This is a genomic window from Pseudomonas sp. XP2 (assembly GCF_053557975.1).
In genome coordinates this window covers 186,719-212,645 of the sequence record NZ_JBNRIK010000005.1, presented here as the reverse complement: position 1 = coordinate 212,645, position 25,927 = coordinate 186,719, and the positions used below count along the sequence as shown (strand labels likewise).

The following is a 25,927-nucleotide window of genomic DNA, read 5'->3' as shown; positions in this document are numbered from 1 at the left end:
GCGTCAAGCCAAGAAAAAGCCCCGCCAGTTCGCACTGGCGGGGCTTTTTCATTCAGCCTTGGCTATCAACCGTGATGAGGCTTGTGCTCATCGGCGGCTTCCAGGGCGGGTTCCTGGGAGGCTGCAGCAGCTTCCTGGGCGGCTTTGGCAGCGGCCTCGGCCTCACGCTTGCGGCGGCGCACTTCACGCGGGTCGTTCGGCGCGCGGCCGTTGGCCAGCATGACAGTGGCAGGTTCTGCCTCAACCGGGGCTTCGACTTGCGCAGGCTCGACCACCACAGGGGCAGGCTCGGCCACCACTTCTGGCTGGGCTTCGACAACCGGTGCAGGCTGCTCGGCAGCTGGAGCGGTGTCAGTCACGGCCGGAGCCTGTTCGATTTCACCCGCTTCGACGGCAGGCGCTTCAACAGGTGCCTCTGCGATGATCGCAGGCTCGGCTGCAGGTGCTTCGTCAACCACTGGCTGCGGAGCAACTTCGACCACTGGCTCGGCAGTGACCTCGGCCACGATTACCGGCTGGCTGACAGGCTGCTCGACCACTGGGGCCACGGCAACTTCTTCAGCCTTGGCGACGGCCTCGACCTGCTCGACCTTTTCAGCTTGCTCGGCCGGCTGGGCGGCCTCGCGGTTGTCGGCCTCTGCAGCGGTAGCGACTTCGGCGGTGGCACGTTCGGCCTGCTGGTTGGCCTGGGCTTCGGCGTCGGCGCTGATGTTGCTGCTGGCAACAGTGGCAATCACGGCGAGGCCGGCGGCCAGTTCGGCACCCAGCTCGGTGGCCTTGTGCTGTTGTGGCTGCTCTTCGCTGCCTTCGTCCTCTTCGCCACCGTCGATCAGCTCGCCATTGGCGTTGCGCTGGCGCTCACGACGGTTACTGCGACGACGCTGACCACGGGAGCGGCGGCGCGGGCGCTCGCCATCGGTGCCTTCCTGTTCGTCTTGCAGCAACTCTTCGTTCGGCAGTTGCTCTTCGGCCAGTTCGGCAGCCTGCTCGGCCGCTTCTTCCGCTACACGTGGCTGGCGCTCTTCGCGCGGTGGGCGCGGGGCACGTTCTTCGCGAGGTGCGCGTTCTTCACGCGGAGCACGTTCTTCACGTGGGGCGCGATCTTCACGAGGTGCGCGCTCTTCACGCGGGGCACGTTCTTCGCGAGGTGCGCGCTCTTCACGCGGGGCACGTTCTTCGCGAGGTGCGCGCTCTTCACGTGGAGCACGTTCTTCACGGGCTACACGCTCTTCACGTGGCTGACGCTCTTCGCGTTCGGCTGGCGGGGTGGCATCCAGCGGCTCGCGCAGCTCGCGTACGCGTTCTTCGCCACGGTTGCTGCGACGGTCTTCGCGCGGCTGGCGTGGGGCGCGTTCTTCGCGCGGTGCACGCTCTTCGCGTGGGGCGCGATCTTCACGTGGTGCACGTTCTTCGCGTGGGGCGCGATCTTCACGTGGTGCACGTTCTTCGCGTGGTGCACGCTCCTCACGTGGCTGGCGTTCTTCGCGCGGGGCGCGCTCGGCACGTTCTTCACGCGGCTTGCGCTCTTCGTCACGGCGGCCGTTGCGGTTGCGGCTCTGCTGACGGCCGTTGCGGCGCTCTTCGTTGCGCGGGCTGCGCTCGGCAGCCGGTTTCTCGGCGACGACCGGGGCAGCAGCAGGTTCTTCCTTGCCGGCGAACAGGCTGACCAGCGACTTCACCAGGCCTTTGAACAGGCTTGGCTCTGGGGCGCTCGGGGCTGGGGCAGCCGGGGCGACAGCCTGTGGCTCTTCAGCAGCCGGTACTGGCGCACTGGTGCGGGCCGGTGCGGTCTTGACCGCCGCTTCCTGGCGAACCAGGGTGCGGGTGGCGGTCTGCTGCGGTGCCTCTTCGGTCTCGGTGGCGGCGATCTCGTAGCTGGACTGGTTGTTCAGCACTTCCGGGTTGTCGTCGCGCAGGCGCTGGACTTCGAAGTGCGGGGTTTCCAGGTGATCGTTCGGCAGGATGATGATGCGTGCGCGGGTGCGCAGTTCGATCTTGGTGATCGAGTTACGTTTCTCGTTGAGCAGGAATGCGGCCACCGGGATCGGCACTTGTGCGCGTACTTCGGCGGTGCGGTCCTTCAGGGCTTCTTCTTCGATCAGGCGCAGGATGGCCAGCGACAGCGATTCGACGTCACGGATGATGCCTGTGCCGGAGCAGCGTGGGCAGACGATGCCGCTGCTTTCGCCCAGCGATGGGCGCAGGCGCTGACGGGACATTTCCAGCAGGCCGAAGCGCGAAATGCGGCCGACCTGAACACGGGCACGGTCTGCCTCCAGGCACTCGCGTACGCGCTCTTCCACGGCACGCTGGTTTTTCGCCGGGGTCATGTCGATGAAGTCGATGACGATCAGGCCGCCAATGTCACGCAGGCGCAGCTGGCGGGCGATTTCCTCGGCCGCTTCCAGGTTGGTCTGCAGGGCGGTTTCTTCGATGTCGCTGCCTTTGGTGGCCCGCGCCGAGTTGATGTCGATGGACACCAGGGCTTCGGTCGGGTCGATCACGATCGAACCACCGGACGGCAGGTCGACCACGCGCTGGAAGGCGGTTTCGATCTGGCTTTCAATCTGGAAGCGGTTGAACAGCGGTACGCTGTCTTCGTACAGCTTCACCTTGCTGGCGTACTGCGGCATTACCTGGCGGATGAAGGTCAGGGCTTCTTCCTGGGCATCGATGCTGTCGATAAGCACTTCGCCGATGTCCTGGCGCAGATAGTCGCGGATAGCGCGGATGATGACGTTGCTTTCCTGATAAATCAGGAATGGCGCAGCGCGGTCCAGGGACGCTTCCTTGATGGCAGTCCACAGCTGCAGCAGGTAGTCGAGGTCCCACTGCATTTCTTCGCTGCTGCGGCCAAGGCCGGCAGTGCGCACGATCAGGCCCATGTCGCCCGGCACGGTCAGGCCGTTCAGGGCTTCGCGCAGTTCGTTGCGCTCTTCGCCTTCGATGCGGCGGGAGATGCCGCCGGCACGTGGGTTGTTGGGCATCAGCACCAGGTAACGACCTGCCAGGCTGATGAAGGTGGTGAGGGCTGCGCCTTTGTTGCCGCGCTCTTCCTTCTCGACCTGGACGATGACTTCCTGGCCTTCGCTGAGCACTTCCTTGATGTTCACCCGGCCTTCGGGGGCTTTCTTGAAGTATTCGCGGGAGATTTCTTTCAGCGGCAGGAAGCCGTGACGTTCGGAACCGAAGTCGACGAAGGCGGCTTCGAGGCTGGGTTCGATGCGGGTGATCTTGCCTTTGTAGATGTTGGCCTTTTTCTGCTCGCGCGCACCAGACTCGATGTCCAGGTCGTAGAGGCGTTGGCCATCCACCAGGGCTACACGCAACTCTTCGGGTTGAGTTGCGTTAATCAGCATTCTTTTCATGTTGTACCGTCGGTTTCCGGGCTGCCGGAAACGGCGTTCGGCACACACGACTTCTCATGGTCGGTGCCAAGGTGCGCAAAGGGTGGCCGGGCCACCCCCGTGTCGAGCGACGTTCGGCACCAGCCAGTTGCCCAGCCTGCCGTTGTCGCGACGACGCGTCCTGTTTGCTGCGGTGCCAACAAGGCCCCGGTGGCTTCGAATGGAGATCGAATCAACCAAGCGGGCCTTGTGCACTCAGTCAGGAGGAGGAATCAACCTTCAGCCGTGGACGCCCGGGGGCATCTGTTCAGGACCTTATCCGCTCGCCAGCCGTCAGTGGGCTGGTGGCCGGACGCGGTGCTACACGGTCCGAGGGCTGTGCATCTCCACCCTGCACGTATCCCTGATAATTCGGGTGCTGCCGCGCGCTGAATCCGCAACGGGTTGCATTTTTCGCCACTGCAGGTACTGCACTGGCGCCATTCATATCCAAGGCAGGTATTTCCGAAGCATTCGCCGTGCGTTGCGTGGAAGCGACGGGGCGGGCAGAGGGGCTGCGAAAAGAATCGGGTAAGCAGGTGAAACACCGCGCTTGTCGTTTTTTTTCGGTCTTCTCTACACGGCGCTGGTGGCGATTCCAGGCAATTCGGTAAACTGGCGAACACCCCGTAGGACGGCCTCGCGTCCTGGAGAATTGCGTTGGTCAGGGCCGGCTGAAAGCCTGTTGCCGCTGGCCTGCCGCTTTTGGCGGCGTTCGCGACTATAGCAGCAATGATTAAGTGCTTCAATTCCATAAAAAATTGTTATGATCCCGCAATGACGACCAATACCCCTCCGACTTCCGGCGTTCAGCTGATCGAAGTCGCGCCGGAGCTTGCCGGCCAACGCATTGATAATTTCCTCATCACGGCCCTCAAGGGCGTGCCCAAAACGCTGGTCTACCGCATCCTGCGCAAGGGTGAAGTGCGGGTGAACAAGGGTCGGGTAAAGCCTGAGTACAAGATCCAGGCCGGCGACATCGTGAGGGTGCCGCCCGTCCGCCTGCCGGAGCGTGACGAGCCGGCACCGGTGGCCCAGGGCCTGCTGCAGCGCCTTGAGGCGGCCATTGTCTACGAAGACAAGGCGCTGATCGTGATGAACAAGCCGTCCGGCATTGCCGTGCATGGCGGTAGCGGCCTGAGCTTTGGTGTGATCGAGGCACTGCGCCAGCTGCGCCCGGACGCCAAGGAGCTCGAACTGGTGCACCGCCTGGACCGCGACACCTCTGGCCTGCTGATGATTGCCAAGAAGCGCAGCATGCTGCGCCACTTGCATGCCGCCCTGCGCGGTGACGGGGTCGACAAGCGCTATATGGCGCTGGTGCGCGGCCACTGGCCGACGTCGAAGAAGCAGGTGAATGCGCCGTTGCTCAAGAGCAACCTGCGCTCCGGCGAGCGCATGGTTGAAGTGAACGAAGAGGGCAAGGACGCGTTGACCCTGTTCCGCGTGCTCCGCCGCTTTGGCGAGTTCGCCACCATTGTCGAGGCCCGTCCGATCACGGGGCGTACCCACCAGATTCGCGTGCATACCCTGCATGCGGGGCACATGATTGCCGGTGACAGCAAGTACGGTGACGAAGACTTCAGCCGCGAAATTCGCGAGCTGGGGGGCAAGCGCCTGTTCTTGCATGCCTATGCGCTGACCGTGCCGCTGCCGGATGGTGGTGAGCTGAAACTTGAAGCGCCTGTGGATGAAGTCTGGGCGAAAACCATTGAACGTCTGAGTGCGTCCTGATCCATGAAGAAAGGCTATGAGCTACTGATCTTCGACTGGGACGGTACCCTGGCCGATTCTATCGGGCGTATTGTCGAGGCCATGAATGCCGCCGCCGAGCGTGCCGGCGAGGTCGCCAGCCGTGAGGATGCGGTCAAGGGCATCATCGGTCTGGCCCTGGGTGAGGCGATCCATACCCTGTACCCGCACCTGGCACCTGCGCAGGTCGACAGCTTCCGTCAGCACTATGCTGATATCTACATGGCGCTGGATCAGCAGCCTTCGCCACTGTTCGAGGGCGTGGTCGAGTCGCTGGATGCCTTTCGTGCCGAGGGTTACCGCCTGGCGGTGGCTACGGGCAAGGCGCGTCGCGGGCTGGACCGGGTGCTCAAGGCCAATGGCTGGGAGCAGTTCTTCGACATCACCCGTGCTGCCGACGAAACCCGTGGCAAGCCGCACCCGCTGATGCTCGAGGAAATCCTCGGCCATTGCGGCGTCGAACCGGCGCGTGCGCTGATGGTCGGAGATTCGGCATTCGACCTGCAGATGGCCAGCAATGCCGGGATGCATTCGGTGGCGGTGGGCTATGGTGCCATGCCGCTGCAGGCGCTGGCCGAGTTTGGTCCGCAGGTGTGCATCGATCATTTTTCCCAGCTGCGCGAGTGGCTGGGTGGTTCCGCAATTCCACTTCCAAGGTAGGTAAGCATGGCAGACGAATGGAAAGCCCCCGAGGCCGAACCCGAGGAGCGCGAAGGGCGCAAGAGCTGGCAGCTGCTGGAAAAGACCTTGCTGGCCAGTGTGCAGGAGCAGCGCCGGGCGCGGCGCTGGGGGATCTTCTTCAAGCTGCTGACTTTCATCTACCTGTTCGGCTTCCTGGCGTTGTTCACGCCGCTGATGGATTTCGACAAGGCGGCATCGCGCAGTGCCAGCCATACCGCGCTGGTCGAGGTGCGCGGGGTGATTGCCGATCAGGAGGCCGCCAGCGCGGACAATATCGTCAAGAGCCTGCGCGAGGCGTTCAAGGACAGCAAGACCAAGGCGGTGGTAATGCGCATCAACAGCCCGGGTGGCAGTCCGGTGCAGGCGGGTTACGTGTACGACGAAATCCGCCGCCTGCGTGCTGAATACCCGGCTATCAAGCTGTATGCAGTCATCGCCGATCTCGGCGCTTCTGGTGCCTATTACATTGCCAGTGCGGCGGACGAAATCTACGCCGATAAAGCCAGCCTGGTGGGCTCCATTGGTGTGACGGCGGCCGGTTACGGTTTTGTTGGCACCATGGAAAAGCTGGGCGTGGAGCGGCGCGCCTACACCTCGGGTGAGCACAAGGCCTTCCTTGATCCGTTCTCGCCTGAAAAGCCCGAAGAAACCCGGTTCTGGCAGGGTGTGCTGGATACCACGCACCAGCAGTTCATTGCCATGGTCAAGCAGGGACGTGGCGAACGCTTGAAGGACAAGGAACATCCTGAGTTGTTCAGCGGCCTGGTCTGGTCGGGCGAGCAGGCCAAGGCGCTGGGCTTGGTGGATGGGCTGGGCAGTGCCAGCTATGTGGCACGTGAGATTGTTGGCGAGAAGGAGCTGGTGGACTTTACCGTTCAGGAATCGCCTTTCGATCGCTTCTCCAAGCGCGTAGGTGCCAGCGTGGCTGAGCACCTGGCGATGTGGATGGGGTTCCAGGGGCCACAGTTGCGTTGAGTTCGGCGTGCATTTTGCGGCGCCTGTGAGATCGAGCGCCGCCCGTGCGGCGCTTCGCGGGGCAAGCCCGCTCCCACATTTGTTTTGGGCCGGTCAGTCCTGAGCCATTGGTGCGCGCCCCCTTGGAGGTACGACGCGATATCGTGTCATGCGCCAAAGGGTCCGCGCGCCAATGGTGACAGGAGAAATTGGCCTGAAACAGATGTGGGGGCGGGCTTGCCCCGCGAAGCGCCGCGCGGGCGGCGCTCGGTCTCACAGGCGCAGAAAATCTCGAGCCAGGCTCAAGGGACAACCACCCCCTCCCGGGTCAACATATCCACCAGTCGAATCAACGGCAGCCCGATCAGGCTGGTCGAATCGCACCCATGGGTGCTCTGAAACAAACTCACCCCCAGCCCCTCCGCCTTGAAGCTCCCCGCGCAATCCAGTGGTTGTTCCGCCGCCACATAGCGTTCCACCCGCTCGCGGCTCAGCTCGCGCATCGTCACGGTAAACGGCACGCAATCCACCTGGCAGTGCCCGGTGGCGCTGTTCAGCAGTGCCAGCCCGGTCAGAAAACTCACCTGCTGACCGCTGCACTCCAGCAGTTGCTCGCAAGCCCGCTCGAAGGTGTGCGGCTTGCCCAGTACCTGTTCGCCCAGCACCGCAACCTGGTCCGAGCCGATGATCAGGTGCCCGGGGTGGCTGCCCGCCAATGCCTCGGCCTTTTGCCTGGCCAGTCGGCGCACCAGGTCCACGGCGGGCTCGTCATGCTGTCGCTGTTCGTCTATATCAGGGCTTGCCCAGGTGAAGGGCAGGCGCAGGCGTGTGAGCAGTTCGCGGCGGTAGGCAGAGCTGGAAGCCAGTAACAAAGGAAGCATGGTAGACTCCGGGTTCGGTTGAACCAATCCTATCACGCACGATGCCGCCTAATTTCCTTTGACAGGGGCGGGGGGCATCCCTAGAATGCTGCGCCTATGTTGAATGACCCGATTCCACCTCACGTTGACCCGCGCAAATTAGCCGATCGTGGCGTAACCCTTAACGGTTCGCTGCAACTCGCTGATTTGGAAAGACTCTGCGACCCGCTTTCCGACAATGTCGGTACGGTGCAGGCGAAGTTCGATTTTGAACGAGATGAGCAGCACGTAGTGGTTATCCACACCGAGCTGAACGTCGAGGTCAAGATGGTTTGCCAGCGTTGTCTTGAGCTGGTCACCCTGCCGATCTACAGCGAATGTACATACGCTGTGGTGAAGGAGGGTGCGAATACCCAGTCGTTGCCGAAAGGCTATGACGTGCTGGAACTGGGCGAAGATCCTTTGGATCTGCAGGCATTGGTCGAGGAAGAGCTTCTGCTCGCCTTGCCAATCGTGCCTGCTCACCATCCGGAAGAATGCCAGCAGCCGGCGGGCGCAGACGAGCCCGAATCGAGCAAGGACGAGGTATCGCGGTCCAACCCGTTCAGTGTTTTGGCGCAGTTAAAGCGTGACCCAAACGTTTAGGAGTTAATCAATTATGGCTGTTCAGCAGAACAAAAAATCCCGCTCTGCCCGTGACATGCGCCGTTCGCACGACGCCCTGTCGGAAAACGCGCTGTCGGTAGAAAAGACCACCGGTGAAATTCACCTGCGTCACCACGTTTCGCCAGAAGGCGTATACCGTGGTCGTAAAGTGATCGATAAGGGCGCTGACGAGTAATCCTTGTCTGCTCAGATCATCGCGATCGACGCAATGGGCGGGGACTTCGGTCCCCGCAGCATTGTCCAGGCTAGCATTGCCTGCCTTTCGGCTACCCCCTCGCTGCACCTGACCCTCGTCGGTCAACCCTCCCTCCTAGAAGATCTTGTCAGTGGCCTTGCAGCTGCGGATCGCGCGCGCCTGCAGATTGTCGCCGCCAGTGAGGTGATCGGTATGGACGAGCGGCCATCGCAGGCGCTACGCGGCAAGCCGGACTCGTCGATGCGCATCGCCCTCGAACTGGTGCGCGACGGCAAGGCCCAGGCCTGCGTCAGTGCCGGCAACACCGGGGCGCTGATGGCGCTGTCACGCTTCGTGCTCAAGACCTTGCCGGGTATCGATCGGCCAGCCATGGTGGCGGCGATTCCCACCCAGGCGGGTTACTGTCAGTTGCTCGACCTCGGCGCCAACGTCGACTGCAGTGCAGAAAACCTCTATCAGTTCGCAGTGATGGGCTCGGTGGCCGCCCAGGCCCTGGGTGTGCATCGGCCGCGGGTGGCATTGCTTAACATCGGCACCGAGGACATCAAGGGTAATCAGCAGGTAAAGCTGGCGGCCACGCTGTTGCAGAACGCTCGCGGCCTCAACTATGTCGGTTTCGTCGAAGGGGATGGCCTGTACAGAGGGGAGGCGGACGTGGTGGTGTGCGACGGTTTTGTCGGCAACATCCTGCTCAAGTCCAGCGAGGGCCTGGCGACGATGATCGGTGCGCGCATCGAAAAACTGTTCAAGGGCGGTGCTTTTGCCCGCGTTGCCGGGGCCATGGCCATGCCGTTGCTCAAGCGCCTGCAGGCCGACCTGGCGCCGGCGCGGCACAACGGTGCGAGCTTTCTGGGGTTGCAGGGTATCGTCATCAAGAGCCATGGCTCGGCAGGCGTGCAGGGCTTCCAGAGTGCTATCCAGCGGGCGTTGATCGAGATTCAGGAAAACCTGCCGCAGCGCCTGCATGGCCGCCTCGAAGATTTGTTGCCTTAGGCATTTCGCCGATGAAGTGCTTAAATGTGACCGCTTGGTCTGCGTATTCATCCAAGTTTTCAGATTCTGCGTCCAGCCCACGGCTCGGCGCACCTCATTCGACGACAAGATCATAAGGGCTTGTTCAATGTCTGCATCCCTCGCATTCGTCTTCCCCGGTCAAGGTTCCCAGTCCCTGGGCATGCTCAAGGAACTGGGCGCCGAAAAGCCGGTGATCGTTGAGACCTTCAAGGAGGCCTCCGACGCTCTGGGTTACGACCTGTGGAAGCTGGTCCAGGAAGGCCCGGAAGAACAACTCAATCAAACCGACAAGACTCAGCCTGCGATCCTCACCGCTTCCATCGCGCTGTGGCGCCTGTGGCTGGAGGAGGGCGGCGCCACGCCGGCTTTCGTTTCTGGTCACAGCCTGGGTGAATACAGCGCCCTGGTTGCCGCAGGCAGCCTGTCGCTGAAAGATGCCGTGCGCTTGGTCGAGCGTCGCGGCCAGCTGATGCAGGAAGCCGTCCCGGCCGGCCATGGCGCCATGGCCGCAATCCTCGGCCTGGATGACGCCGTGGTGGTCGAGATCTGTGGTAGGGCGGCCGAAGACGAAGTGGTCAGCGCGGTGAACTTCAACTCGCCGGGCCAGGTTGTGATTGCTGGCAACAAGGCTGCGGTGGACCGTGCCATGGAGCTGTGCAAAGAGGCTGGTGCCAAGCGCGCCCTGCCACTGGCGGTCAGCGTACCGTCGCACTGTGCCCTGATGAAGCCGGCCGCCGAGCGTTTCGCCGAGAACGTGAACGCCATCGAATGGAAGGCGCCACAAATTCCGGTGGTGCAGAACGTCACCGCTGCCATTGCCCCTGACCTCGATGCCCTCAAGCATGACCTGCTGGCACAGCTGTACCAGCCTGTGCGTTGGGTCGAGTGCGTGCAGACCCTGGCTGCCAACGGTGCGGTCAACCTGGTCGAGTGCGGCCCGGGCAAGGTCCTGGCTGGCCTGAACAAGCGTTGCGCCGACGGCGTGACCACCTACAACCTCAATACCCCTGACGCCGTTGCCGCCACCCGCGCGGCACTGGCCTGATTTGGAGAAGCTTGCATGAGCCTGCAAGGTAAAGTTGCACTGGTCACCGGCGCCAGCCGTGGCATTGGCCAGGCCATCGCCCTCGAGCTGGGCCGCCAGGGCGCGACCGTGATCGGTACCGCCACTTCGGCCTCCGGCGCCGAGCGTATTGCTGCCACCCTGAAAGAGCACGGTATCACCGGCACCGGCATGGAACTGAACGTGACCAGCGCCGAATCCGTTGAAACTGTTTTGGGTGCAATCGCCGAGCAGTTTGGCGCGCCGGCCATCCTGGTCAACAACGCCGGTATCACCCGCGACAACCTCATGCTGCGCATGAAGGACGACGAATGGTTCGACGTGATCGACACCAACCTGAACAGCCTCTACCGTCTGTCCAAGGGCGTGCTGCGTGGCATGACCAAGGCACGTTGGGGTCGTATCATCAGCATCGGCTCGGTCGTCGGTGCCATGGGTAACGCGGGCCAGGCCAACTACGCCGCCGCCAAGGCTGGCCTGGAAGGCTTCAGCCGCGCCCTGGCGCGTGAAGTGGGCTCGCGTGGCATCACCGTAAACTCGGTGACTCCGGGCTTCATCGACACCGACATGACCCGCGAGCTGCCAGAAGCGCAGCGTGAAGCCCTGCAAACCCAGATTCCGCTGGGCCGCCTGGGCCAGGCCGACGAAATCGCCAAGGTGGTGTCGTTCCTGGCGTCCGACGGTGCAGCCTACGTGACCGGCGCTACCGTGCCGGTCAACGGCGGGATGTACATGTAACACTGCAACTCAATGTGACGGATTTCGTAAAAAAAGAGTCATACTGCGAGCCTAAAATCCGTTATAAAGCTGCAACCAGATTCCAGGCAGCGGGTAGGGTGTCTAGCCTGAGAGTGCGTTTAGCTTGAAAAGCGAACGTCTTTCTATAAAATTAGCCACCGGCCAGCTGCCTGACATATATCCATTAGGAGTGAAAACTAGGTATGAGCACCATCGAAGAACGCGTCAAGAAAATCGTCGCCGAGCAACTGGGCGTGAAGGAAGAGGAAGTGACTAACGAGAAGTCCTTCGTCGATGACCTGGGTGCCGATTCGCTTGACACCGTTGAGCTGGTGATGGCTCTGGAAGAGGAATTCGAGACCGAAATCCCTGACGAAGAAGCCGAGAAAATCACTACCGTTCAAGCCGCTATCGACTACGTCAACAGCCACAAGGCCTAAGACGCTGTAGTCGTCGCTACTTGACGAGAAAAACCGCACTGCCTTTGCCGGCGTGCGGTTTTTTCTTTGCGAACGTGCTGCTTTTTGGCGAGCCGGCTTCGCTCACCGCGCACCAAGAGCCTGTTGCCATTCCATTCCAGCGCTTGAATGTAATCGCAAGAGACTCTGTTATTAGAAAAGGAGAGTACTGTGTCGCGTAGACGCGTCGTGGTCACCGGTATGGGTATGCTGTCGCCACTGGGTACCGATGTACCGAGCACCTGGCAGGGCATTCTGGCTGGCCGCAGTGGCATTGGTCCGATCGAACACACGGACCTGTCTGCTTACTCCACCCGTTTTGGCGGCTCGGTGAAAGGCTTCGAGGTTGAGCAATACCTGTCGGCCAAAGAGGCCCGCAAGCTTGACCTGTTCATCCAGTACGGCCTGGCGGCCGGTTTCCAGGCGGTGCGAAATGCCGGCCTGGAGGTCACCGACGCCAACCGTGAGCGCATTGGCGTGGCCATGGGCTCGGGAATCGGCGGCCTGACCAATATCGAGGAAACCAGCCGTACGCTGCACGATTCGGGGCCGCGTCGCATTTCCCCGTTCTTTGTGCCGGGCTCGATCATCAACATGATCTCCGGGTTCCTGTCGATCCACCTGGGCCTGCAGGGGCCGAACTACGCCATTGCCACCGCCTGCACCACCGGCACCCATTGCATCGGCATGGCAGCGCGCAATATCGCCTACGGTGAAGCTGACGTGATGATTGCAGGTGGCGCAGAGATGGCTGCCTGTGGCCTGGGCATGGGCGGCTTCGGTGCCTCCCGTGCGTTGTCCACCCGCAACGACGAGCCCAGCCGGGCCAGCCGCCCGTGGGACAAGGGCCGTGACGGCTTTGTATTGTCCGACGGTGCCGGTGCCCTGGTACTCGAAGAGCTGGAACACGCCAAGGCCCGTGGTGCGACCATCTATGCCGAGCTGGTTGGCTTTGGCATGAGCGGCGACGCCTACCACATGACTTCGCCACCCGACACCGGCGAGGGTGCTGCCCGCTGCATGGCCAACGCCTTGCGCGATGCCGGTATCCAGCCGGAAGAGGTCAGCTACATCAACGCCCACGGTACCTCGACCCCTGCGGGCGACGTGGCCGAAGTGGCCGCGATCAAGCGCGTATTCGGTGAACATGCCTACAAGCTGGCTGTCAGTTCGACCAAGTCGATGACCGGCCACCTGCTGGGCGCCGCAGGCGCGGTGGAAGCGATCTTCAGTGTGCTGGCGATCAACAGCCAGATGGCCCCGCCCACCATCAACCTGGACGAACCGGACGAAGGTTGCGACCTCGACTTCGTGCCGCACCAGGCGCGCAGCATGCCGATCGACGTGGTGCTGTCCAACTCGTTCGGCTTCGGTGGCACCAACGGCTCGCTGGTGTTCCGCCGGTTCGCCGGTTGATGCAGAGCTGGGTCGATGGCCAGCCTGCGGGTGCAGTCAACCTGCAGAACCGCGGCCTGGCCTACGGCGATGGGCTGTTTGAAACCATCGCTGTGCGTGGTGGCCAGCCCCGCTTGCTGGAAGGCCACCTTGCACGCCTGGCGCTGGGTTGCCAGCGCCTGGCGCTCAGCGCCGACCTGGTGCTGGTGCGCGACGAACTCCTGCGCTATGCCAGCCAGCTCGGTGACGGTGTAGCCAAACTCATCCTTACCCGTGGTGACAGCCAGCGTGGCTATGCGCCGGTTGCCGGTGCTGCGCCGCGGCGAATTCTGCAGGGCAGCCCGTTACCCGGCTATCCTGTCGAGCATGCCGAGCAGGGCGTGCGCTTGTTCCTGTGCCAGACCCGGCTTGGGGAACAACCGCTGCTGGCCGGCCTCAAACACCTCAACCGCCTGGAGCAGGTGCTGGCCCGTGCCGAATGGCAGGACAGCGACCATGCCGAAGGCCTGATGCGTGACGGGCAGGGCAGGCTGATCGAAGGGGTGTACAGCAATCTGTTCCTGGTGCGTGATGGCGTGCTGCTGACTGCCGACCTCAGCCGTTGTGGTGTGGCCGGGGTGATGCGTGCGGCACTGCTGGAACAGGCCGCGCTGCTGGGCATTCCGGCGCAGGTATGTGACCTGCCGTTCGACGCGTTGGAGCAGGCAGATGAAGTATTTGTTTGCAATAGCGTTTACGGCATCTGGCCCGTGCGAGGCGTAGCCGCGCTAAACTGGTCGCCTGGCCCGCTCACCCGTAAACTGCAGGCCGTTGCCCGTACGTTACTGGAAACCTGAATTCGTGAGACGTAAATTCCTGCTACTGCTGGAAATGGGCCTGATCATTGCCGGGTTGGCGCTTGGCTGGTCGGCCTGGAAGGTCAACTCGGTCCTTGAGCAGCCCTTGCACGTGACGCAGGAGCGCCTGCTCGACGTGCCCAATGGCACCAACCCAAACCGCATGTTCTATCGCATGGAGCAAGAAGGTTTGCTGGACGACGCCGTCTGGTTGCGCTTGTACTGGCGCTTCAACATGGCAGGCACTGCCCTGCACACCGGCGAGTATCGCCTTACCCCAGGCATGACGGTCGAACAGTTGTTCGACGCCTGGCGCCGGGCCGACGTGGTGCAATACAACCTCACCCTGGTGGAAGGCTGGACCTTCCGTCAGGTACGCTCGGCCGTGGCCAAGCATGAAAAAATCAAGCATACCCTGGACGGCCTGTCGGATTCCGAGGTGATGGACAAGCTCGGCCATACCGGTGTGTTCCCGGAAGGGCGCTTTTTCCCGGACACCTACCGCTTTGTACGTGGCATGAGCGATGTCGAGCTGCTGCAGCAGGCCTACATGCGCCTGGACGAAGTGCTGGCAAAGGAATGGGCCGAGCGCACCACCGACCTGCCGTATCGCGATCCGTACCAGGCGTTGATCATGGCGTCGCTGGTGGAAAAGGAAACCGGTATCCCCCAGGAGCGTGGGCAGATTGCCGGTGTATTTGTGCGGCGCCTGCGCCTGGGCATGATGCTGCAGACCGATCCGACGGTGATCTACGGCATGGGTGAGCGGTACAACGGCAAGATTACCCGCGCCGATCTGCGCGAACCGACACCCTACAACACCTATACCATGACGGGGTTGCCGCCCACGCCGATTGCCATGGTCGGCCGTGAAGCGATTCACGCGGCGCTCAACCCTTCCGATGGCACCAGCTTGTACTTCGTCGCCCGCGGCGATGGCAGCCATGTGTTCTCCGACGACCTCGACGACCATAACTCGGCGGTGCGTGAGTTCCAGCTCAAGCGACGTGCAGGCTACCGCTCCAGCCCCGCACCGCAGCAAGAGGCACAGCCGGGTACTGACGACGCCCAGCCCCAGGTGCCTGCAACTGACGAGCCGGCTGCGCAGCCATCACCCGAAGCGCCGCCTGTGCAGGACGCCCCTGCTGGCGGCGCTCAAGCGGCCGAACGGCCGACGCCTGACGAACAACATTAAGGACTGCCTGTGAGCGGCTTGTTTATTACGCTGGAAGGCCCCGAAGGTGCGGGCAAGAGCACCAACCGCGACTACCTGGCTGCACGCTTGCGCGAGCAGGGCCTGGATGTCGTGCTGACCCGTGAGCCGGGTGGTACGCCGCTGGCCGAAAAAGTGCGCGAGCTGCTGCTGGCCCCCACCGATGAAAGCATGGCGGCCGACACCGAACTGTTGCTGGTGTTCGCGGCGCGCGCCCAACACCTCGCGCAGGTAATCCGCCCGGCGCTGGCCCGCGGCGCCGTGGTGCTGTGTGACCGCTTCACCGACGCTACCTATGCCTATCAGGGCGGTGGGCGCGGTTTGTCGGTCGAGCGCATCGCCACCCTGGAGCAATTCGTCCAGGGTGACCTGCGCCCGGACCTGACCTTGGTTTTCGACCTGCCAGTGGAAGTGGGCTTGGCCCGTGCTGCCGCCCGCGGCCGCCTGGACCGTTTCGAGCAGGAGGGCCAGGCGTTCTTCGAAGCTGTACGCCAGGCTTACCTGCAGCGCGCCCAGCGCGAGCCGCAGCGCTACAGCCTGCTCGATGCCGCACAATCGCTGGAGGCCGTGCAGCGCGCTATCGATGTGCTACTCCCGGCGATTGTGGAGCGTTGCCGTGGCTGACGCCTACCCCTGGCAGCAGGCTATTTGGCAGCAGCTGGCCGGCCGCAGCCAGCACGCGCACGCCTACCTGCTGCACGGGCCGCAGGGTATCGGCAAGCGGGCCATGGCCGAACGCCTGATGGCCCGCCTGCTGTGCCAGCAGCCCCAAGGGCTGGATGCCTGCGGCGGGTGCAAGGCCTGCATGTTGCTCAAGGCCGGCAGCCACCCGGACAATTTTGTGCTTGAGCCTGAAGAGGCCGACAAACCGATCAAGGTCGACCAAGTGCGCGAGCTGGTGGCGTTCGTGGTGCAAACTGCGCAATTGGGTGGGCGCAAGGTGGTGCTGATCGAGCCTGTCGAGGCGATGAACGTCAACGCCTCCAACGCGCTGCTCAAAAGCCTCGAAGAGCCATCTGGCGACACGGTGCTGCTGCTGGTCACGCACCAGCCCAGCCGCTTGTTGCCGACTATCAAGAGCCGCTGCCAGCAGGTGGCGTGCCCGCAGCCAAGCCTGGCCCAGAGCCAGGCCTGGCTGGCGGGTGCGTTGCCTGACAGTGACGAGGCCGAGCGTGACGAGCTACTGACGCTGGCTGCCGGTTCGCCATTGATGGCGGTCAGCCTGCAGGCACAAGGTGTGCGCGAGCAACGTGCGCTGGTTACTGACGGGGTGAAGAAGCTGATCAAGCAGCAGCAATCGCCCAGCCAGCTGGCCGATGCCTGGAACGGCGTGCCACTGCTGTTGCTGTTCGACTGGTTCTGCGATTGGTCGCATCTGATCCTGCGCTACCAGTTGACCCAGGACGAGGAGGGGTTAGGCTTGGCTGATATGCGCAAGGTGGTGCAATACCTGGCGCAGAAGAGCCGCCAGGCCAAAGTGCTGGAGGTGCAGGCCTGGATCCTGGAGCAGCGTCAGAAGGTGCTGGGCAAGGCCAACCTCAACCGCGCCCTGCTGCTCGAATCGCTGCTGGCTCACTGGCTGCAACTGCCCGGTACCCGCTGATTTTCACTTTTTCATGTGTGTCGTCATCCTATGCTCGTAGATTCCCATTGCCACCTCGACCGTCTTGACCTGAGCGCCCACCAGGGCTCCCTCGATGCCGCTTTGCAGGCAGCGCGTGAGCGTGGGGTCGGTCATTTTCTGTGTATTGGCGTCAGTGCCGAAAACGCCGGTGCCGTGAAGGCGTTGAGCGAGCAGTACGCCGATGTCGATTGCTCGGTGGGCGTGCACCCGCTTGACCTGGCGCCGGGTGAAACCCCGGCGCTGGAATGGTTGCTGCGCGAACTGGCCCACCCCCATGTGGTGGCGATAGGTGAAACCGGGCTGGATTACCACTATGAGCCGGAAGCTGCCGAGCTGCAGCAGGCTTCGTTCCGCCTGCACCTGGAAGCCTCGCGGCAGACCGGCAAGCCGGTCATCGTGCACACCCGGGCGGCACGTGCCGATACCCTGGCGCTGCTGCGTGAAGCCAACCTGCCACAGGCTGGCGTGCTGCATTGCTTCACCGAAGACTGGGAGATGGCCAAGGCCGCGCTGGACCTTGGGTATTACATCTCGCTGTCTGGCATCGTAACCTTCCGCAACGCCGATGCCCTGCGTGAAGTGGCTCGGCAGGTGCCGGTCGATCGTTTGCTGGTCGAGACCGATTCGCCGTATCTGGCACCCATTCCGTACCGTGGCAAGCCGAACCTTCCGCAGTATGTACGGGAAGTGGCGGAGTATGTGGCTTCGTTGCGGGGCGCCAGTTATGACCAACTGGCTGAGCAGACTACTGCCAACTTCAAGCGGTTGTTCCCGTTGGCGCGGGTGGCCTGATGGCCCACGAGCTTGAGTGCTCTTGCTCTTGCTCTTGCTTTGGCTTCTAAGCGCGCGGTAGCTCAGGCAACGCAGATTGCGACTTCAGGAGGCCGAGCGCAGGGCTTGCGGAGGGAGGTGACGGGCATGGATGCCCGTCAAGCGCTGGGCCCCAGGATGGGGCCTGCAGCGCGGTCCTCCCGGGAGCAAGCCCGGAGCGAGGGGACCCCGGAGCGCAGCGTAGGGGCCGGATGATGGGAGCGCAGCGTTTTTTGGTTACTTTTTGTCGCGTTTGACAAAAAGTGACCCGCCGTAAGGGCGGAAAGGTGATTTGGCGCCACCTTTGAAAATGAATGTTGACTCATTGTTGATGCCCACACCTGAACGCGAACAGCGAACAGCGAAACAGTGCTGGTTTTTAGCTCGCGCATAGGCCATTTGCGATAGCGACACTAACTCACCTTTTCGCCCTTACGGCGAGTCACTTTTTGTCAGACGCGACAAAAAGTAACCAAAAAACGCTGCGCTCCCATCATCCGGCCCCTACGCTGCGCTCCGGGGTTCCCTCACTGCGGCCTCGCTCCCGGGAGGACCGCGCTGCAGGCCCCATCCTGGGGCCCAGCGCTTGACGGGCATCCATGCCCGTCACCTCCCTCCGCAAGGCCTGCGTTCGGCCTACTGAAGTCGCGAAGATCAAAATCAAAATCAAAATACAAAATCAAAAAACAAAATCAAAATCACGGTACAGCACAACCTCGAGCGGGGAGTGCGGGTCGCTGTGCGACCCGTCGCGCAAGCAAAAAAAACCCGGGTTCTGGGGGGGGAATCCGGGTTAAGACCATTAGGAGTAAAACAAAGGTACGCGGTCCCTGAGCACCTTTATCGGCGCGCCACTTGGGGGGGATGCGCCGCGCCAACACTTCAAGTATTGGTCAGGTTTGGCGCAGTGCCAGCGTATATTGGTCGTTTTTTAAACAAATTTGGAATACGCCGAGGTTTCAATCCTTCCACAGCGCATGGCAGTAAGCATGGTGAAACACAGACATGCGTGGATGATCCGTGCAATTTCTTGCAAGTTAGGCATAATAAACCGCTTCGATTGTCATCCAGTCCTTCCCATGCAGAAAGAACCTCGTAAGGTCCGTGAGTTTCGCCGTCGCGAACAGGAAATCCTCGACACCGCGCTCAAGCTGTTTCTCGAACAGGGTGAGGACAGCGTCACTGTCGAAATGATCGCCGACGCCGTGGGTATCGGCAAAGGCACGATCTACAAGCATTTCAAGTCAAAGGCGGAAATCTACCTGCGCCTGATGCTCGACTATGAGCGCGACCTGAACGAACTGTTGCACTCGGCCGACGTCGACCGTGACAAGGAAGCCCTGTCACGCGCCTACTTCGAGTTCCGCATGCGCGACCCGCAACGTTACCGGTTGTTCGATCGCCTGGAAGAGAAGGTGGTCAAGGGCAACCAGGTGCCGGAAATGGTCGAGCAACTGCACAGTATCCGTGCCTCCAACTTCGATCGCCTGACTCAGCTGATCAAGGGCCGCATCAGCGAAGGCAAGCTCGAAGACGTACCGCCGTATTTCCATTACTGCGCCGCCTGGGCGCTGGTGCACGGCGCCGTTGCGCTGTACCACTCGCCGTTCTGGAGCAATGTGCTTGAGGATCAGGAAGGTTTCTTCCAGTTCCTGATGGACATCGGTGTGCGCATGGGCAACAAACGCAAACGCGATCCGGAACCGACGAACTGAAGCGTTCCGTCACTTGACGCTGAAACCGGCAGGGTGCGGGGGCTTGCAAAAACCTGATTTATGAGTCAGGTTTCGCCTGCCCCTATCATCCATGCCGGAGTCATTCATGATTGTCGATCGTCAAGGCAGGCGCTTTCGCAACCTGCGCGTCAGCCTGACGGCTGCTTGCAATTATGCCTGCACCTACTGCGTGCCCGACGGCAAACGCCTGGTGGCGGCGCAAGACGAGCTCTCGGCAGATGCCCTGGCCCGCGGCGTGGCTTACCTGATCGAAGCGGCGGGTATCGAGCGCCTACGCATCACAGGGGGTGAGCCGCTGGTCAGCCCGCGCCTGGATGCCTTTCTGGCCGCAGTGGCCAAGCTCGACCTCGACGATATCTCGCTGACCACCAATGGCCAGCTGTTGGCACGCAAGCTGCCCCAGCTGCAAGCGGCGGGTATGCGACGTCTGAATGTTTCCCTCGACACTCTCGACCCCCAGGCCTTCCGCCGCATTGCCCGGGGCGGCGACCTGGCCAGTGTGCTGGCGGGTATGGAGCAGGCCACTGCGCTGGGCATGCGAATCAAGGTGAACATGGTGCCAATGCGCGGGCACAACCTCGACCAGGTATTGCCGCTGCTGGATTACTGCCTGGAGCGCGGCTTCGAGTTGCGCTTCATAGAACTCATGCGCATGGGCCACCTGGCCCGTGAGCACAATGCCTTTGTGCAGCAGTTCGTCGGGCTCGACCAGTTGCTGGCGCTGATCGGCGGCAAGTATGCCTATGTCCAGGTCGATGCGCCGCTGGACGCTACAGCCCTGCGCTATGAAATCCCGGGCATTGGTCACTTCGGCATCATCGCCAACGAGAGCGTGCCGTTTTGCCGTACCTGCTCGCGCTTGCGCCTGTCCTCCACGGGCTGGTTGCATGGCTGCCTGTCTTCGAGCAATCGCCACTTCGTCGGTGACCTGCTGGAAAAGCCGCGTCATCAGGCCCTTCCGGCCCTGCAGCGCCTGTTGGTCAAGGCGCTGGCAGACAAGCAGGACCTGGCGTTTTCCGGTGATGTGATGGTGATGAAGGTGATTGGCGGCTGAAGCTGGCGCAAAAGCTGCATCCGCCTGCTATTCGCCGGTTTTTCGTCGCCGGCCACTGGAGGAAAGATGCGTAGCCTGGTCTTGCTGCTGGCGCTGATGGCGCTGGGCGGCTGCATGAATGTCAGCGATATGGGCGAAGGCGTCCGCTATCACATGAGCGATGCCGGTCTGCTGGACCACAGCGATACCCGGCGTACCCTGTCGATCCGCCTGCAGCCCGATTCGTTCATTTTCATCGGCCAGGGCGCATTCGTGCCGCCGGGCAAGGGGCCGGTGCCACGGCAGAATGCGGTGGCTGACGAGGCCTTCAAGAGCTTTGTCGAGTATTTCCCGTTGGTGCGCCGCGCCCAAGGCCCATTGGGCCTGGAAGACGCCATTGCCCAGGCACGCTCGGTGGGTGCCGACTACGTCCTGTACACCCGCTTCGCCCGTACCGACGACCGCATCGGCAATGGCGATGAGTGGTATGACGAACAGGCCGTCGACCGGCTGGGGTGGGACACTGGCGTGGTGCAGATGATGTTGATCGAAACCAATACCCGCTACCTGATCGACACCGCACGCATCAAGAGCCGTGGCGGTTTGTTGACGTTCCACGACAACACCCCGGAGGATTTGCTTGGTGCGCCGATGCGCGAGTACGCTCGTAGCCTTCTGGGTATGAGCGAATGAGGCAGGCGTGATGAGTGATTCCGGCAAGGCCAATGATCTTCTGGCACAGATCCCCAAGGCCAAGGGCCTGCCGCCGGTGCATCTGTGGAACCCGGATTTTTGCGGTGACATCGATATGCGCATTGCCCGCGATGGCACCTGGTATTACCTGGGCACGCCGATCGGGCGCAAACCGATGGTGCGGTTGTTTTCCACGATCATTCGCCGCGATGGCGATGACTACTTCCTGATTACCCCGGTAGAAAAGGTTGGCATCCGCGTCGACGATGCCCCATTTGTGGCCGTGGCTCTGGAGGTGCTGGGGGAGGGGGAGCAGCAGGTGCTGCGCTTCACCAGCAATGTCGAGGACCAGGTTGACGCCGGGCCGGACAACCCTTTGCGTGTGGTCATCGACCCGGTGACGCAGGAGCCATCGCCCTATGTGCTGATGCGCAGCAACCTTGAGGCGCTGATTCACCGCAATGTTTTCTATCAGTTGGTAGAGCTGGCGGTGGCGCGTTCAATCGACGGCGAGGAATGGCTGGGGGTCTGGAGCCAAGGCGTGTTCTACCCGATTGGGCGTAGCAGCTGAGCTCTTGGTTGCCTGTACCGGCCTCTTCGCGGGCATGCCCGCTCCCACAGGTACAGCACCTGTGGCGAATGAACTTGTGGGAGCGGGCGGCACAGGTAAAATCGGCCCCCTGCTTTTACCTCGAATTGGCCATTTGTCTTCAGCCAACGAAGGCCTAACCTGCTGGCATTAGTCATCCAGGAGAAGCCCGCCATGAAACCCTTGGCTATCGTCCTTTTTGCCCTGCTCGCCGTCCAAGCCCCCGCCTGGGCCCACGGCGACGTTGCCGACCAGGTCAAAGTCCTGCAGCAGCAACAACCCTCGAACGCCCCGGGCAAAACGGCTGTCATGCTTACGGTGAGCTACGCCCCTGGCGAGGCATCGCCCGCGCATCAGCACCCCGGCGCAGTGATGGCCTACGTTCTGGAGGGGGCAGTGGTGTCGAAGCTCAACAACGATCCGGAAAAGACCTACAAGGCCGGTGAGTACTGGTACGAGGCGCCAGGCACCGTGCACAGCGTGTCACGCAATGCCAGCAAGACCCAGCCCGCCAAGCTGCTGGTCTGGAGCCTGGTGGACGAGGGCAAGCCAGTGACCGAGCCGCTGGGCCAGTAAATCCGATGCAATGCAAAAAGCCCCCGGTTGCTTGCGCACCCGGGGGCTTTTCAATGTTTGGCTCCGCGACCTGGACTCGAACCAGGGACCCAATGATTAACAGTCATTTGCTCTACCGACTGAGCTATCGCGGAATCTGTGCGTATCTTACTGACTGCCTGGAAGAAGTCAAGCCTCTCCCAGGCAAATCAACAGGTTACAGCACTTCGACGATGGCCTTGGTTACCACGTGGATGTTGCTCTGGTTCAGCGCGGCAACCGCGATGCGGCCGGTGTCCAGTGCGTAGATGCCAAACTCGTTCTTCAGGCGGGCCACCTGTTCAACGGTCAGGCCCGAGTAGGAGAACATGCCTGCCTGTCGGCCAACGAAGCTGAAGTCGCGCTTGGCGCCATATTCAGCCAGCAGGCTGACCATTTGCTGACGCATGCCGTGGATGCGCTGGCGCATCTCGCCCAGCTCGGCTTCCCACATTTGGCGCAGTTCGTCGCTGTTCAGCACGGTAGCGACGATGGTTGCGCCATGGGTCGGCGGGTTGGAGTAGGTGGTACGGATCACACGCTTGACCTGCGACAGCACGCGAGTGCTCTCATCCTTCGAGGCGGTGACGATCGACAGTGCGCCAACGCGCTCGCCGTACAGCGAGAACGACTTGGAGAACGAGCTGGAAACGAAGAACTCCAGGCCCGACTCGGCGAACAGGCGCACGGCGAAGGCATCTTCGGCGATGCCGTCACCAAAGCCCTGATAGGCCATGTCCAGGAACGGCACATGGCCCTTGGCCTTGACCACTTCCAGGACGTTTTTCCAGTCGTCCAGGCCCAGGTCGACACCGGTCGGGTTGTGGCAGCAAGCATGCAGCACCACGATCGAGCCGGCCGGCAGGTTGTTCAGGTCTTCCAGCATGCCCGCGCGGTTGACGTCGTTGCTTGGCGCGTCGTAGTAGCGGTAATTCTGTACCGGGAAGCCGGCAGTCTCGAACAGTGCGCGGTGGTTTTCCCAGCTCGGGTCGCTGATGGCTACCACAGCGTTGGGCGACAGGCGCTTGAGGAAGTCGGCGCCGATCTTCAGCGCGCCGGTGCCGCCAACGGCTTGCACGGTGACCACGCGGCCAGCGGCCAGCAGTGGCGACTCGGCGCCAAAGATAAGTTTTTGCACGGCCTGGTCATAAGTGGCGATGCCGTCGATCGGCAGGTAGCCGCGCGAGGCGTGCTGGGCGGCACGCTGGGTTTCGGCTTCGATCACGGCGCGCAGCAGCGGAATGCGGCCTTCCTCATTGCAGTACACGCCAACGCCCAGGTTGACCTTATCGGTACGTGGGTCGGCGTTGAATGCTTCGTTGAGGCCCAGAATAGGGTCGCGGGGTGCCAGCTCGACAGCGGAAAACAGGCTCATTGTTACCTTGGCTCTGATTGGAGAGTGATAGGGCGTACACGCTCCAGCCGAATGCACTGAAGCGGTGCACAAACGGGGAGTCAGTATAGTGATACCGTCCGGTCACTGCGACACTCTGGCACAGCTTTTCCGGCTATTTGCGCAAATATTTTTCGACCATTGGTCTAATTGCCGGGTCCACTGTAACAAGCGCTCACAGCCCAGCCTTGAAAGCGCCCCCAGCTAGCCGCATTTGGGTATAGACTACTGGCTAAATTTACAGTTGCTGCAGCACCGCGAGGTCAAACATGTCCGAGTTCCAGCTCGTCACCCGTTTTCAGCCGGCCGGCGACCAGCCAGAGGCCATCCGTCAGATGGTCGAAGGCATCGAAGCGGGGCTGTCGCACCAGACGCTGCTCGGCGTGACCGGGTCGGGCAAGACCTTCAGCATCGCCAACGTCATCGCGCAGGTGCAGCGCCCGACACTTGTCCTGGCACCGAACAAGACCCTGGCCGCGCAGCTCTACGGCGAATTCAAGGCGTTTTTCCCCAACAACGCGGTGGAGTATTTCGTTTCCTACTACGACTACTACCAGCCCGAGGCCTACGTACCATCGTCGGACACCTTCATCGAGAAGGACGCCTCGATCAACGACCACATCGAGCAGATGCGCCTGTCCGCGACCAAGGCGCTGCTGGAGCGGCGCGATGCAATCATCGTCACCACCGTGTCTTGCATCTATGGCCTCGGCAGCCCCGAGTCCTACCTGAAAATGGTCCTGCATGTGGACCGCGGCGACAAGCTCGATCAGCGCGCACTGCTGCGCCGCCTGGCCGACCTGCAGTACACCCGCAACGAAATGGACTTTGCCCGTGCCACTTTCCGCGTGCGGGGTGATGTGATCGATATCTTCCCGGCCGAGTCGGACCTAGAGGCCATCCGCATCGAGCTGTTCGATGACGAGGTGGAGAACATAGCCGCCTTCGACCCGCTCACTGGCGAGGTTTTCCGCAAGCTGCCGCGATTCACCTTCTACCCCAAGAGCCACTACGTTACCCCGCGGGAAACCCTGCTGGAGGCCGTGGAGGGCATCAAGGAAGAGCTCAAGGAGCGCCTTGAGTACCTGCACAAGGCCAACAAGCTGGTAGAAGCGCAACGCCTGGAGCAGCGTACCCGCTTCGACCTTGAGATGATCATGGAGCTGGGCTACTGCAACGGCATCGAGAACTATTCACGCTACCTGTCCGGGCGCCCGGCCGGGGCGCCACCACCCACCCTGTACGACTACCTGCCAGCCGATGCGCTGCTGGTCATCGACGAATCCCACGTCAGCGTTCCGCAGGTAGGCGCCATGTACAAGGGCGACCGTTCGCGCAAGGAAACCCTGGTCGAATACGGCTTCCGCATGCCTTCGGCACTGGACAACCGGCCGATGCGCTTCGACGAATGGGAAGACGTCAGCCCGCAGACCATCTTCGTCTCCGCGACCCCGGGCCCCTATGAGGCTGAGCATGCCGGGCGCGTGGTGGAGCAGGTCGTGCGCCCGACCGGCCTGGTCGACCCGCAAGTCGAGATACGCCCGGCACTGACCCAGGTAGACGACCTGCTGTCGGAAATCCGCAAGCGCGTGGCGGTGGGGGAGCGGGTGCTGGCCACTACGCTGACCAAGCGCATGGCCGAGGACCTTTCCGATTACCTCGCCGACCACGATGTGCGGGTGCGCTACCTGCACTCGGACATCGACACGGTGGAGCGGGTGGAGATCATCCGCGACCTGCGCCTGGGTACTTTCGATGTGCTGGTGGGCATCAACCTGCTGCGCGAAGGCCTGGACATGCCAGAAGTGTCGCTGGTGGCGATTCTGGATGCGGACAAAGAAGGTTTTCTGCGTTCCGAGCGCTCCCTGATCCAGACCATTGGCCGTGCTGCGCGTAACCTCAATGGCCGGGCGATTCTGTACGCCGACAATATTACCGGCTCGATGCAGCGGGCAATTGACGAAACCGAGCGACGCCGGGAAAAGCAGATCGCTTTCAACGAAGCCAACGGTATCGTGCCCAAGGGTGTGGTCAAGGACATCACCGACATCATGGAAGGCGCTACCGTGCCCGGCGCGCGCAGCAAAAAGCGCAAGGGCATGGCCAAGGCGGCAGAGGAGAGCGCCCGCTATGAGGCAGAGCTGCGTACACCGGGCGAGATCACCAAGCGCATCAAGCAGCTGGAAGAGAAGATGATGCAGCTCGCCCGCGACCTGGAGTTCGAAGCTGCGGCGCAGCTGCGC

Annotated in this window: 25 protein-coding genes and 1 tRNA gene; 22 read left to right on the top strand and 4 right to left on the bottom strand. The window is 62.2% G+C overall.

The window, feature by feature from the left end:
- Nucleotides 1–65: 65 nt before the first annotated feature.
- Nucleotides 66–3,368 carry a ribonuclease E gene (gene rne, locus ACK1VC_RS08765; RefSeq protein ID WP_191087405.1) on the bottom strand — a complete coding sequence of 1,101 codons (3,303 nt, stop codon included), beginning with the start codon at nucleotides 3,366–3,368 and terminating at the stop codon, nucleotides 66–68.
- Nucleotides 3,369–4,163: 795 nt separating this feature from the next.
- On the opposite strand from rne, the gene rluC reads away from it, so the two are divergent.
- The 3 genes from rluC to ACK1VC_RS08750 are packed head-to-tail and all read left to right on the top strand — an operon-like array spanning nucleotide 4,164 to nucleotide 6,794.
- Nucleotides 4,164–5,120 carry a 23S rRNA pseudouridine(955/2504/2580) synthase RluC gene (gene rluC, locus ACK1VC_RS08760; protein WP_024718201.1) on the top strand — a complete coding sequence of 319 codons (957 nt, stop codon included), beginning with the start codon at nucleotides 4,164–4,166 and terminating at the stop codon, nucleotides 5,118–5,120.
- A 3-nt stretch (nucleotides 5,121–5,123) separates the two neighbouring features.
- Nucleotides 5,124–5,798 (top strand): HAD family hydrolase, encoded by a 675-nt coding sequence (locus tag ACK1VC_RS08755; protein ID WP_016485482.1) that lies wholly within the window; start codon nucleotides 5,124–5,126, stop codon nucleotides 5,796–5,798.
- Between the two features lie 6 nt (nucleotides 5,799–5,804).
- Nucleotides 5,805–6,794: a S49 family peptidase gene (locus tag ACK1VC_RS08750; RefSeq protein ID WP_016485483.1), complete on the top strand. Its 990-nt coding sequence runs from the start codon at nucleotides 5,805–5,807 to the stop codon at nucleotides 6,792–6,794.
- Nucleotides 6,795–7,075: 281 nt separating this feature from the next.
- Here ACK1VC_RS08750 and ACK1VC_RS08745 read toward each other — a convergent pair whose 3' ends face one another.
- Nucleotides 7,076–7,654 (bottom strand): Maf family protein, encoded by a 579-nt coding sequence (locus ACK1VC_RS08745; protein ID WP_191087406.1) that lies wholly within the window; start codon nucleotides 7,652–7,654, stop codon nucleotides 7,076–7,078.
- 96 nt (nucleotides 7,655–7,750) lie between these two features.
- Here ACK1VC_RS08745 and ACK1VC_RS08740 point away from each other — a divergent pair, with 96 nt between their 5' ends.
- From ACK1VC_RS08740 to ACK1VC_RS08655, 18 genes are all read left to right on the top strand, one after another.
- The gene (locus ACK1VC_RS08740) at nucleotides 7,751–8,278 is read left to right on the top strand and encodes a YceD family protein (protein WP_016500896.1); all 528 of its coding nucleotides are present in this window, start codon (nucleotides 7,751–7,753) and stop codon (nucleotides 8,276–8,278) included.
- Between the two features lie 13 nt (nucleotides 8,279–8,291).
- Nucleotides 8,292–8,474 (top strand): 50S ribosomal protein L32, encoded by a 183-nt coding sequence (rpmF, locus tag ACK1VC_RS08735; RefSeq protein WP_016485486.1) that lies wholly within the window; start codon nucleotides 8,292–8,294, stop codon nucleotides 8,472–8,474.
- Between the two features lie 3 nt (nucleotides 8,475–8,477).
- The gene (gene plsX, locus ACK1VC_RS08730) at nucleotides 8,478–9,488 is read left to right on the top strand and encodes a phosphate acyltransferase PlsX (RefSeq protein ID WP_016485487.1); all 1,011 of its coding nucleotides are present in this window, start codon (nucleotides 8,478–8,480) and stop codon (nucleotides 9,486–9,488) included.
- A 127-nt stretch (nucleotides 9,489–9,615) separates the two neighbouring features.
- Entirely contained in the window at nucleotides 9,616–10,554 is a 939-nt protein-coding gene (gene fabD / locus ACK1VC_RS08725; RefSeq protein ID WP_083283763.1) for an ACP S-malonyltransferase, read from the top strand.
- A 15-nt stretch (nucleotides 10,555–10,569) separates the two neighbouring features.
- On the top strand, nucleotides 10,570–11,310 hold the full coding sequence (gene fabG / locus ACK1VC_RS08720; protein WP_016485489.1) for a 3-oxoacyl-ACP reductase FabG: 741 nt from the start codon (nucleotides 10,570–10,572) through the stop codon (nucleotides 11,308–11,310).
- Nucleotides 11,311–11,513: 203 nt separating this feature from the next.
- A complete protein-coding gene (gene acpP / locus ACK1VC_RS08715; RefSeq protein ID WP_008096410.1) occupies nucleotides 11,514–11,750 on the top strand; it encodes an acyl carrier protein in 237 nt (78 codons plus the stop codon).
- 189 nt (nucleotides 11,751–11,939) lie between these two features.
- Nucleotides 11,940–13,184 carry a beta-ketoacyl-ACP synthase II gene (fabF, locus tag ACK1VC_RS08710; RefSeq protein ID WP_012271164.1) on the top strand — a complete coding sequence of 415 codons (1,245 nt, stop codon included), beginning with the start codon at nucleotides 11,940–11,942 and terminating at the stop codon, nucleotides 13,182–13,184.
- Entirely contained in the window at nucleotides 13,184–13,999 is an 816-nt protein-coding gene (pabC, locus tag ACK1VC_RS08705) for an aminodeoxychorismate lyase (RefSeq protein ID WP_016485490.1), read from the top strand. Before fabF ends, pabC begins: the two co-directional genes overlap by 1 nt.
- A 4-nt stretch (nucleotides 14,000–14,003) precedes the next feature.
- Nucleotides 14,004–15,194, top strand: a complete 1,191-nt coding sequence (gene mltG, locus ACK1VC_RS08700) for an endolytic transglycosylase MltG (RefSeq protein WP_016485491.1) — start codon at nucleotides 14,004–14,006, stop codon at nucleotides 15,192–15,194.
- A 9-nt stretch (nucleotides 15,195–15,203) separates the two neighbouring features.
- Nucleotides 15,204–15,836 (top strand): dTMP kinase, encoded by a 633-nt coding sequence (gene tmk / locus ACK1VC_RS08695; protein WP_016485492.1) that lies wholly within the window; start codon nucleotides 15,204–15,206, stop codon nucleotides 15,834–15,836.
- On the top strand, nucleotides 15,829–16,815 hold the full coding sequence (locus ACK1VC_RS08690; RefSeq protein ID WP_016485493.1) for a DNA polymerase III subunit delta': 987 nt from the start codon (nucleotides 15,829–15,831) through the stop codon (nucleotides 16,813–16,815). The genes tmk and ACK1VC_RS08690 overlap by 8 nt, the downstream gene beginning before the upstream one ends.
- 30 nt (nucleotides 16,816–16,845) lie before the next feature.
- Nucleotides 16,846–17,628, top strand: coding sequence for a TatD family hydrolase (locus ACK1VC_RS08685; RefSeq protein ID WP_016485494.1), 783 nt, complete (start codon nucleotides 16,846–16,848; stop codon nucleotides 17,626–17,628).
- Between the two features lie 617 nt (nucleotides 17,629–18,245).
- A complete protein-coding gene (locus ACK1VC_RS08680) occupies nucleotides 18,246–18,443 on the top strand; it encodes a hypothetical protein (RefSeq protein ID WP_096425765.1) in 198 nt (65 codons plus the stop codon).
- 282 nt (nucleotides 18,444–18,725) lie between these two features.
- Nucleotides 18,726–19,361, top strand: a complete 636-nt coding sequence (locus ACK1VC_RS08675; RefSeq protein ID WP_016485495.1) for a TetR/AcrR family transcriptional regulator — start codon at nucleotides 18,726–18,728, stop codon at nucleotides 19,359–19,361.
- A 106-nt stretch (nucleotides 19,362–19,467) separates the two neighbouring features.
- Nucleotides 19,468–20,436, top strand: coding sequence for a GTP 3',8-cyclase MoaA (locus tag ACK1VC_RS08670; protein WP_191087407.1), 969 nt, complete (start codon nucleotides 19,468–19,470; stop codon nucleotides 20,434–20,436).
- Nucleotides 20,437–20,502: 66 nt separating this feature from the next.
- Nucleotides 20,503–21,108, top strand: a complete 606-nt coding sequence (locus tag ACK1VC_RS08665; protein WP_016485497.1) for a DUF4823 domain-containing protein — start codon at nucleotides 20,503–20,505, stop codon at nucleotides 21,106–21,108.
- Nucleotides 21,109–21,118: 10 nt separating this feature from the next.
- Nucleotides 21,119–21,679 (top strand): DUF1285 domain-containing protein, encoded by a 561-nt coding sequence (locus ACK1VC_RS08660; RefSeq protein WP_191087408.1) that lies wholly within the window; start codon nucleotides 21,119–21,121, stop codon nucleotides 21,677–21,679.
- Between the two features lie 192 nt (nucleotides 21,680–21,871).
- Nucleotides 21,872–22,273, top strand: coding sequence for a cupin domain-containing protein (locus ACK1VC_RS08655; RefSeq protein WP_016485499.1), 402 nt, complete (start codon nucleotides 21,872–21,874; stop codon nucleotides 22,271–22,273).
- A gap of 58 nt (nucleotides 22,274–22,331) precedes the next feature.
- On the opposite strand, the gene ACK1VC_RS08650 is transcribed toward ACK1VC_RS08655, so the two are convergent.
- Both ACK1VC_RS08650 and ACK1VC_RS08645 read right to left on the bottom strand, forming a co-directional pair.
- Nucleotides 22,332–22,407: transfer RNA gene (locus ACK1VC_RS08650), tRNA-Asn, on the bottom strand.
- A 62-nt stretch (nucleotides 22,408–22,469) separates the two neighbouring features.
- Nucleotides 22,470–23,666, bottom strand: coding sequence for an amino acid aminotransferase (locus tag ACK1VC_RS08645; protein ID WP_016485500.1), 1,197 nt, complete (start codon nucleotides 23,664–23,666; stop codon nucleotides 22,470–22,472).
- A 287-nt stretch (nucleotides 23,667–23,953) separates the two neighbouring features.
- Here ACK1VC_RS08645 and uvrB point away from each other — a divergent pair.
- Nucleotides 23,954–25,927 (top strand): excinuclease ABC subunit UvrB (uvrB, locus tag ACK1VC_RS08640; protein ID WP_449117941.1); only part of this gene is annotated, 1,974 nt, incomplete at its 3' end.

Coding starts and splice junctions, on each gene's coding strand:
- rne (WP_191087405.1), bottom strand. CDS start 3,368: ATGAAAAGAATGCTGATTAACGCAACTCAACCCGAAGAGTTGCGTGTA.
- rluC (WP_024718201.1), top strand. CDS start 4,164: ATGACGACCAATACCCCTCCGACTTCCGGCGTTCAGCTGATCGAAGTC.
- ACK1VC_RS08755 (WP_016485482.1), top strand. CDS start 5,124: ATGAAGAAAGGCTATGAGCTACTGATCTTCGACTGGGACGGTACCCTG.
- ACK1VC_RS08750 (WP_016485483.1), top strand. CDS start 5,805: ATGGCAGACGAATGGAAAGCCCCCGAGGCCGAACCCGAGGAGCGCGAA.
- ACK1VC_RS08745 (WP_191087406.1), bottom strand. CDS start 7,654: ATGCTTCCTTTGTTACTGGCTTCCAGCTCTGCCTACCGCCGCGAACTG.
- ACK1VC_RS08740 (WP_016500896.1), top strand. CDS start 7,751: ATGTTGAATGACCCGATTCCACCTCACGTTGACCCGCGCAAATTAGCC.
- rpmF (WP_016485486.1), top strand. CDS start 8,292: ATGGCTGTTCAGCAGAACAAAAAATCCCGCTCTGCCCGTGACATGCGC.
- fabD (WP_083283763.1), top strand. CDS start 9,616: ATGTCTGCATCCCTCGCATTCGTCTTCCCCGGTCAAGGTTCCCAGTCC.
- fabG (WP_016485489.1), top strand. CDS start 10,570: ATGAGCCTGCAAGGTAAAGTTGCACTGGTCACCGGCGCCAGCCGTGGC.
- acpP (WP_008096410.1), top strand. CDS start 11,514: ATGAGCACCATCGAAGAACGCGTCAAGAAAATCGTCGCCGAGCAACTG.
- pabC (WP_016485490.1), top strand. CDS start 13,184: ATGCAGAGCTGGGTCGATGGCCAGCCTGCGGGTGCAGTCAACCTGCAG.
- ACK1VC_RS08685 (WP_016485494.1), top strand. CDS start 16,846: ATGCTCGTAGATTCCCATTGCCACCTCGACCGTCTTGACCTGAGCGCC.
- ACK1VC_RS08680 (WP_096425765.1), top strand. CDS start 18,246: ATGCCCGTCACCTCCCTCCGCAAGGCCTGCGTTCGGCCTACTGAAGTC.
- ACK1VC_RS08675 (WP_016485495.1), top strand. CDS start 18,726: ATGCAGAAAGAACCTCGTAAGGTCCGTGAGTTTCGCCGTCGCGAACAG.
- ACK1VC_RS08670 (WP_191087407.1), top strand. CDS start 19,468: ATGATTGTCGATCGTCAAGGCAGGCGCTTTCGCAACCTGCGCGTCAGC.
- ACK1VC_RS08665 (WP_016485497.1), top strand. CDS start 20,503: ATGCGTAGCCTGGTCTTGCTGCTGGCGCTGATGGCGCTGGGCGGCTGC.
- ACK1VC_RS08660 (WP_191087408.1), top strand. CDS start 21,119: ATGAGTGATTCCGGCAAGGCCAATGATCTTCTGGCACAGATCCCCAAG.
- ACK1VC_RS08655 (WP_016485499.1), top strand. CDS start 21,872: ATGAAACCCTTGGCTATCGTCCTTTTTGCCCTGCTCGCCGTCCAAGCC.
- ACK1VC_RS08645 (WP_016485500.1), bottom strand. CDS start 23,666: ATGAGCCTGTTTTCCGCTGTCGAGCTGGCACCCCGCGACCCTATTCTG.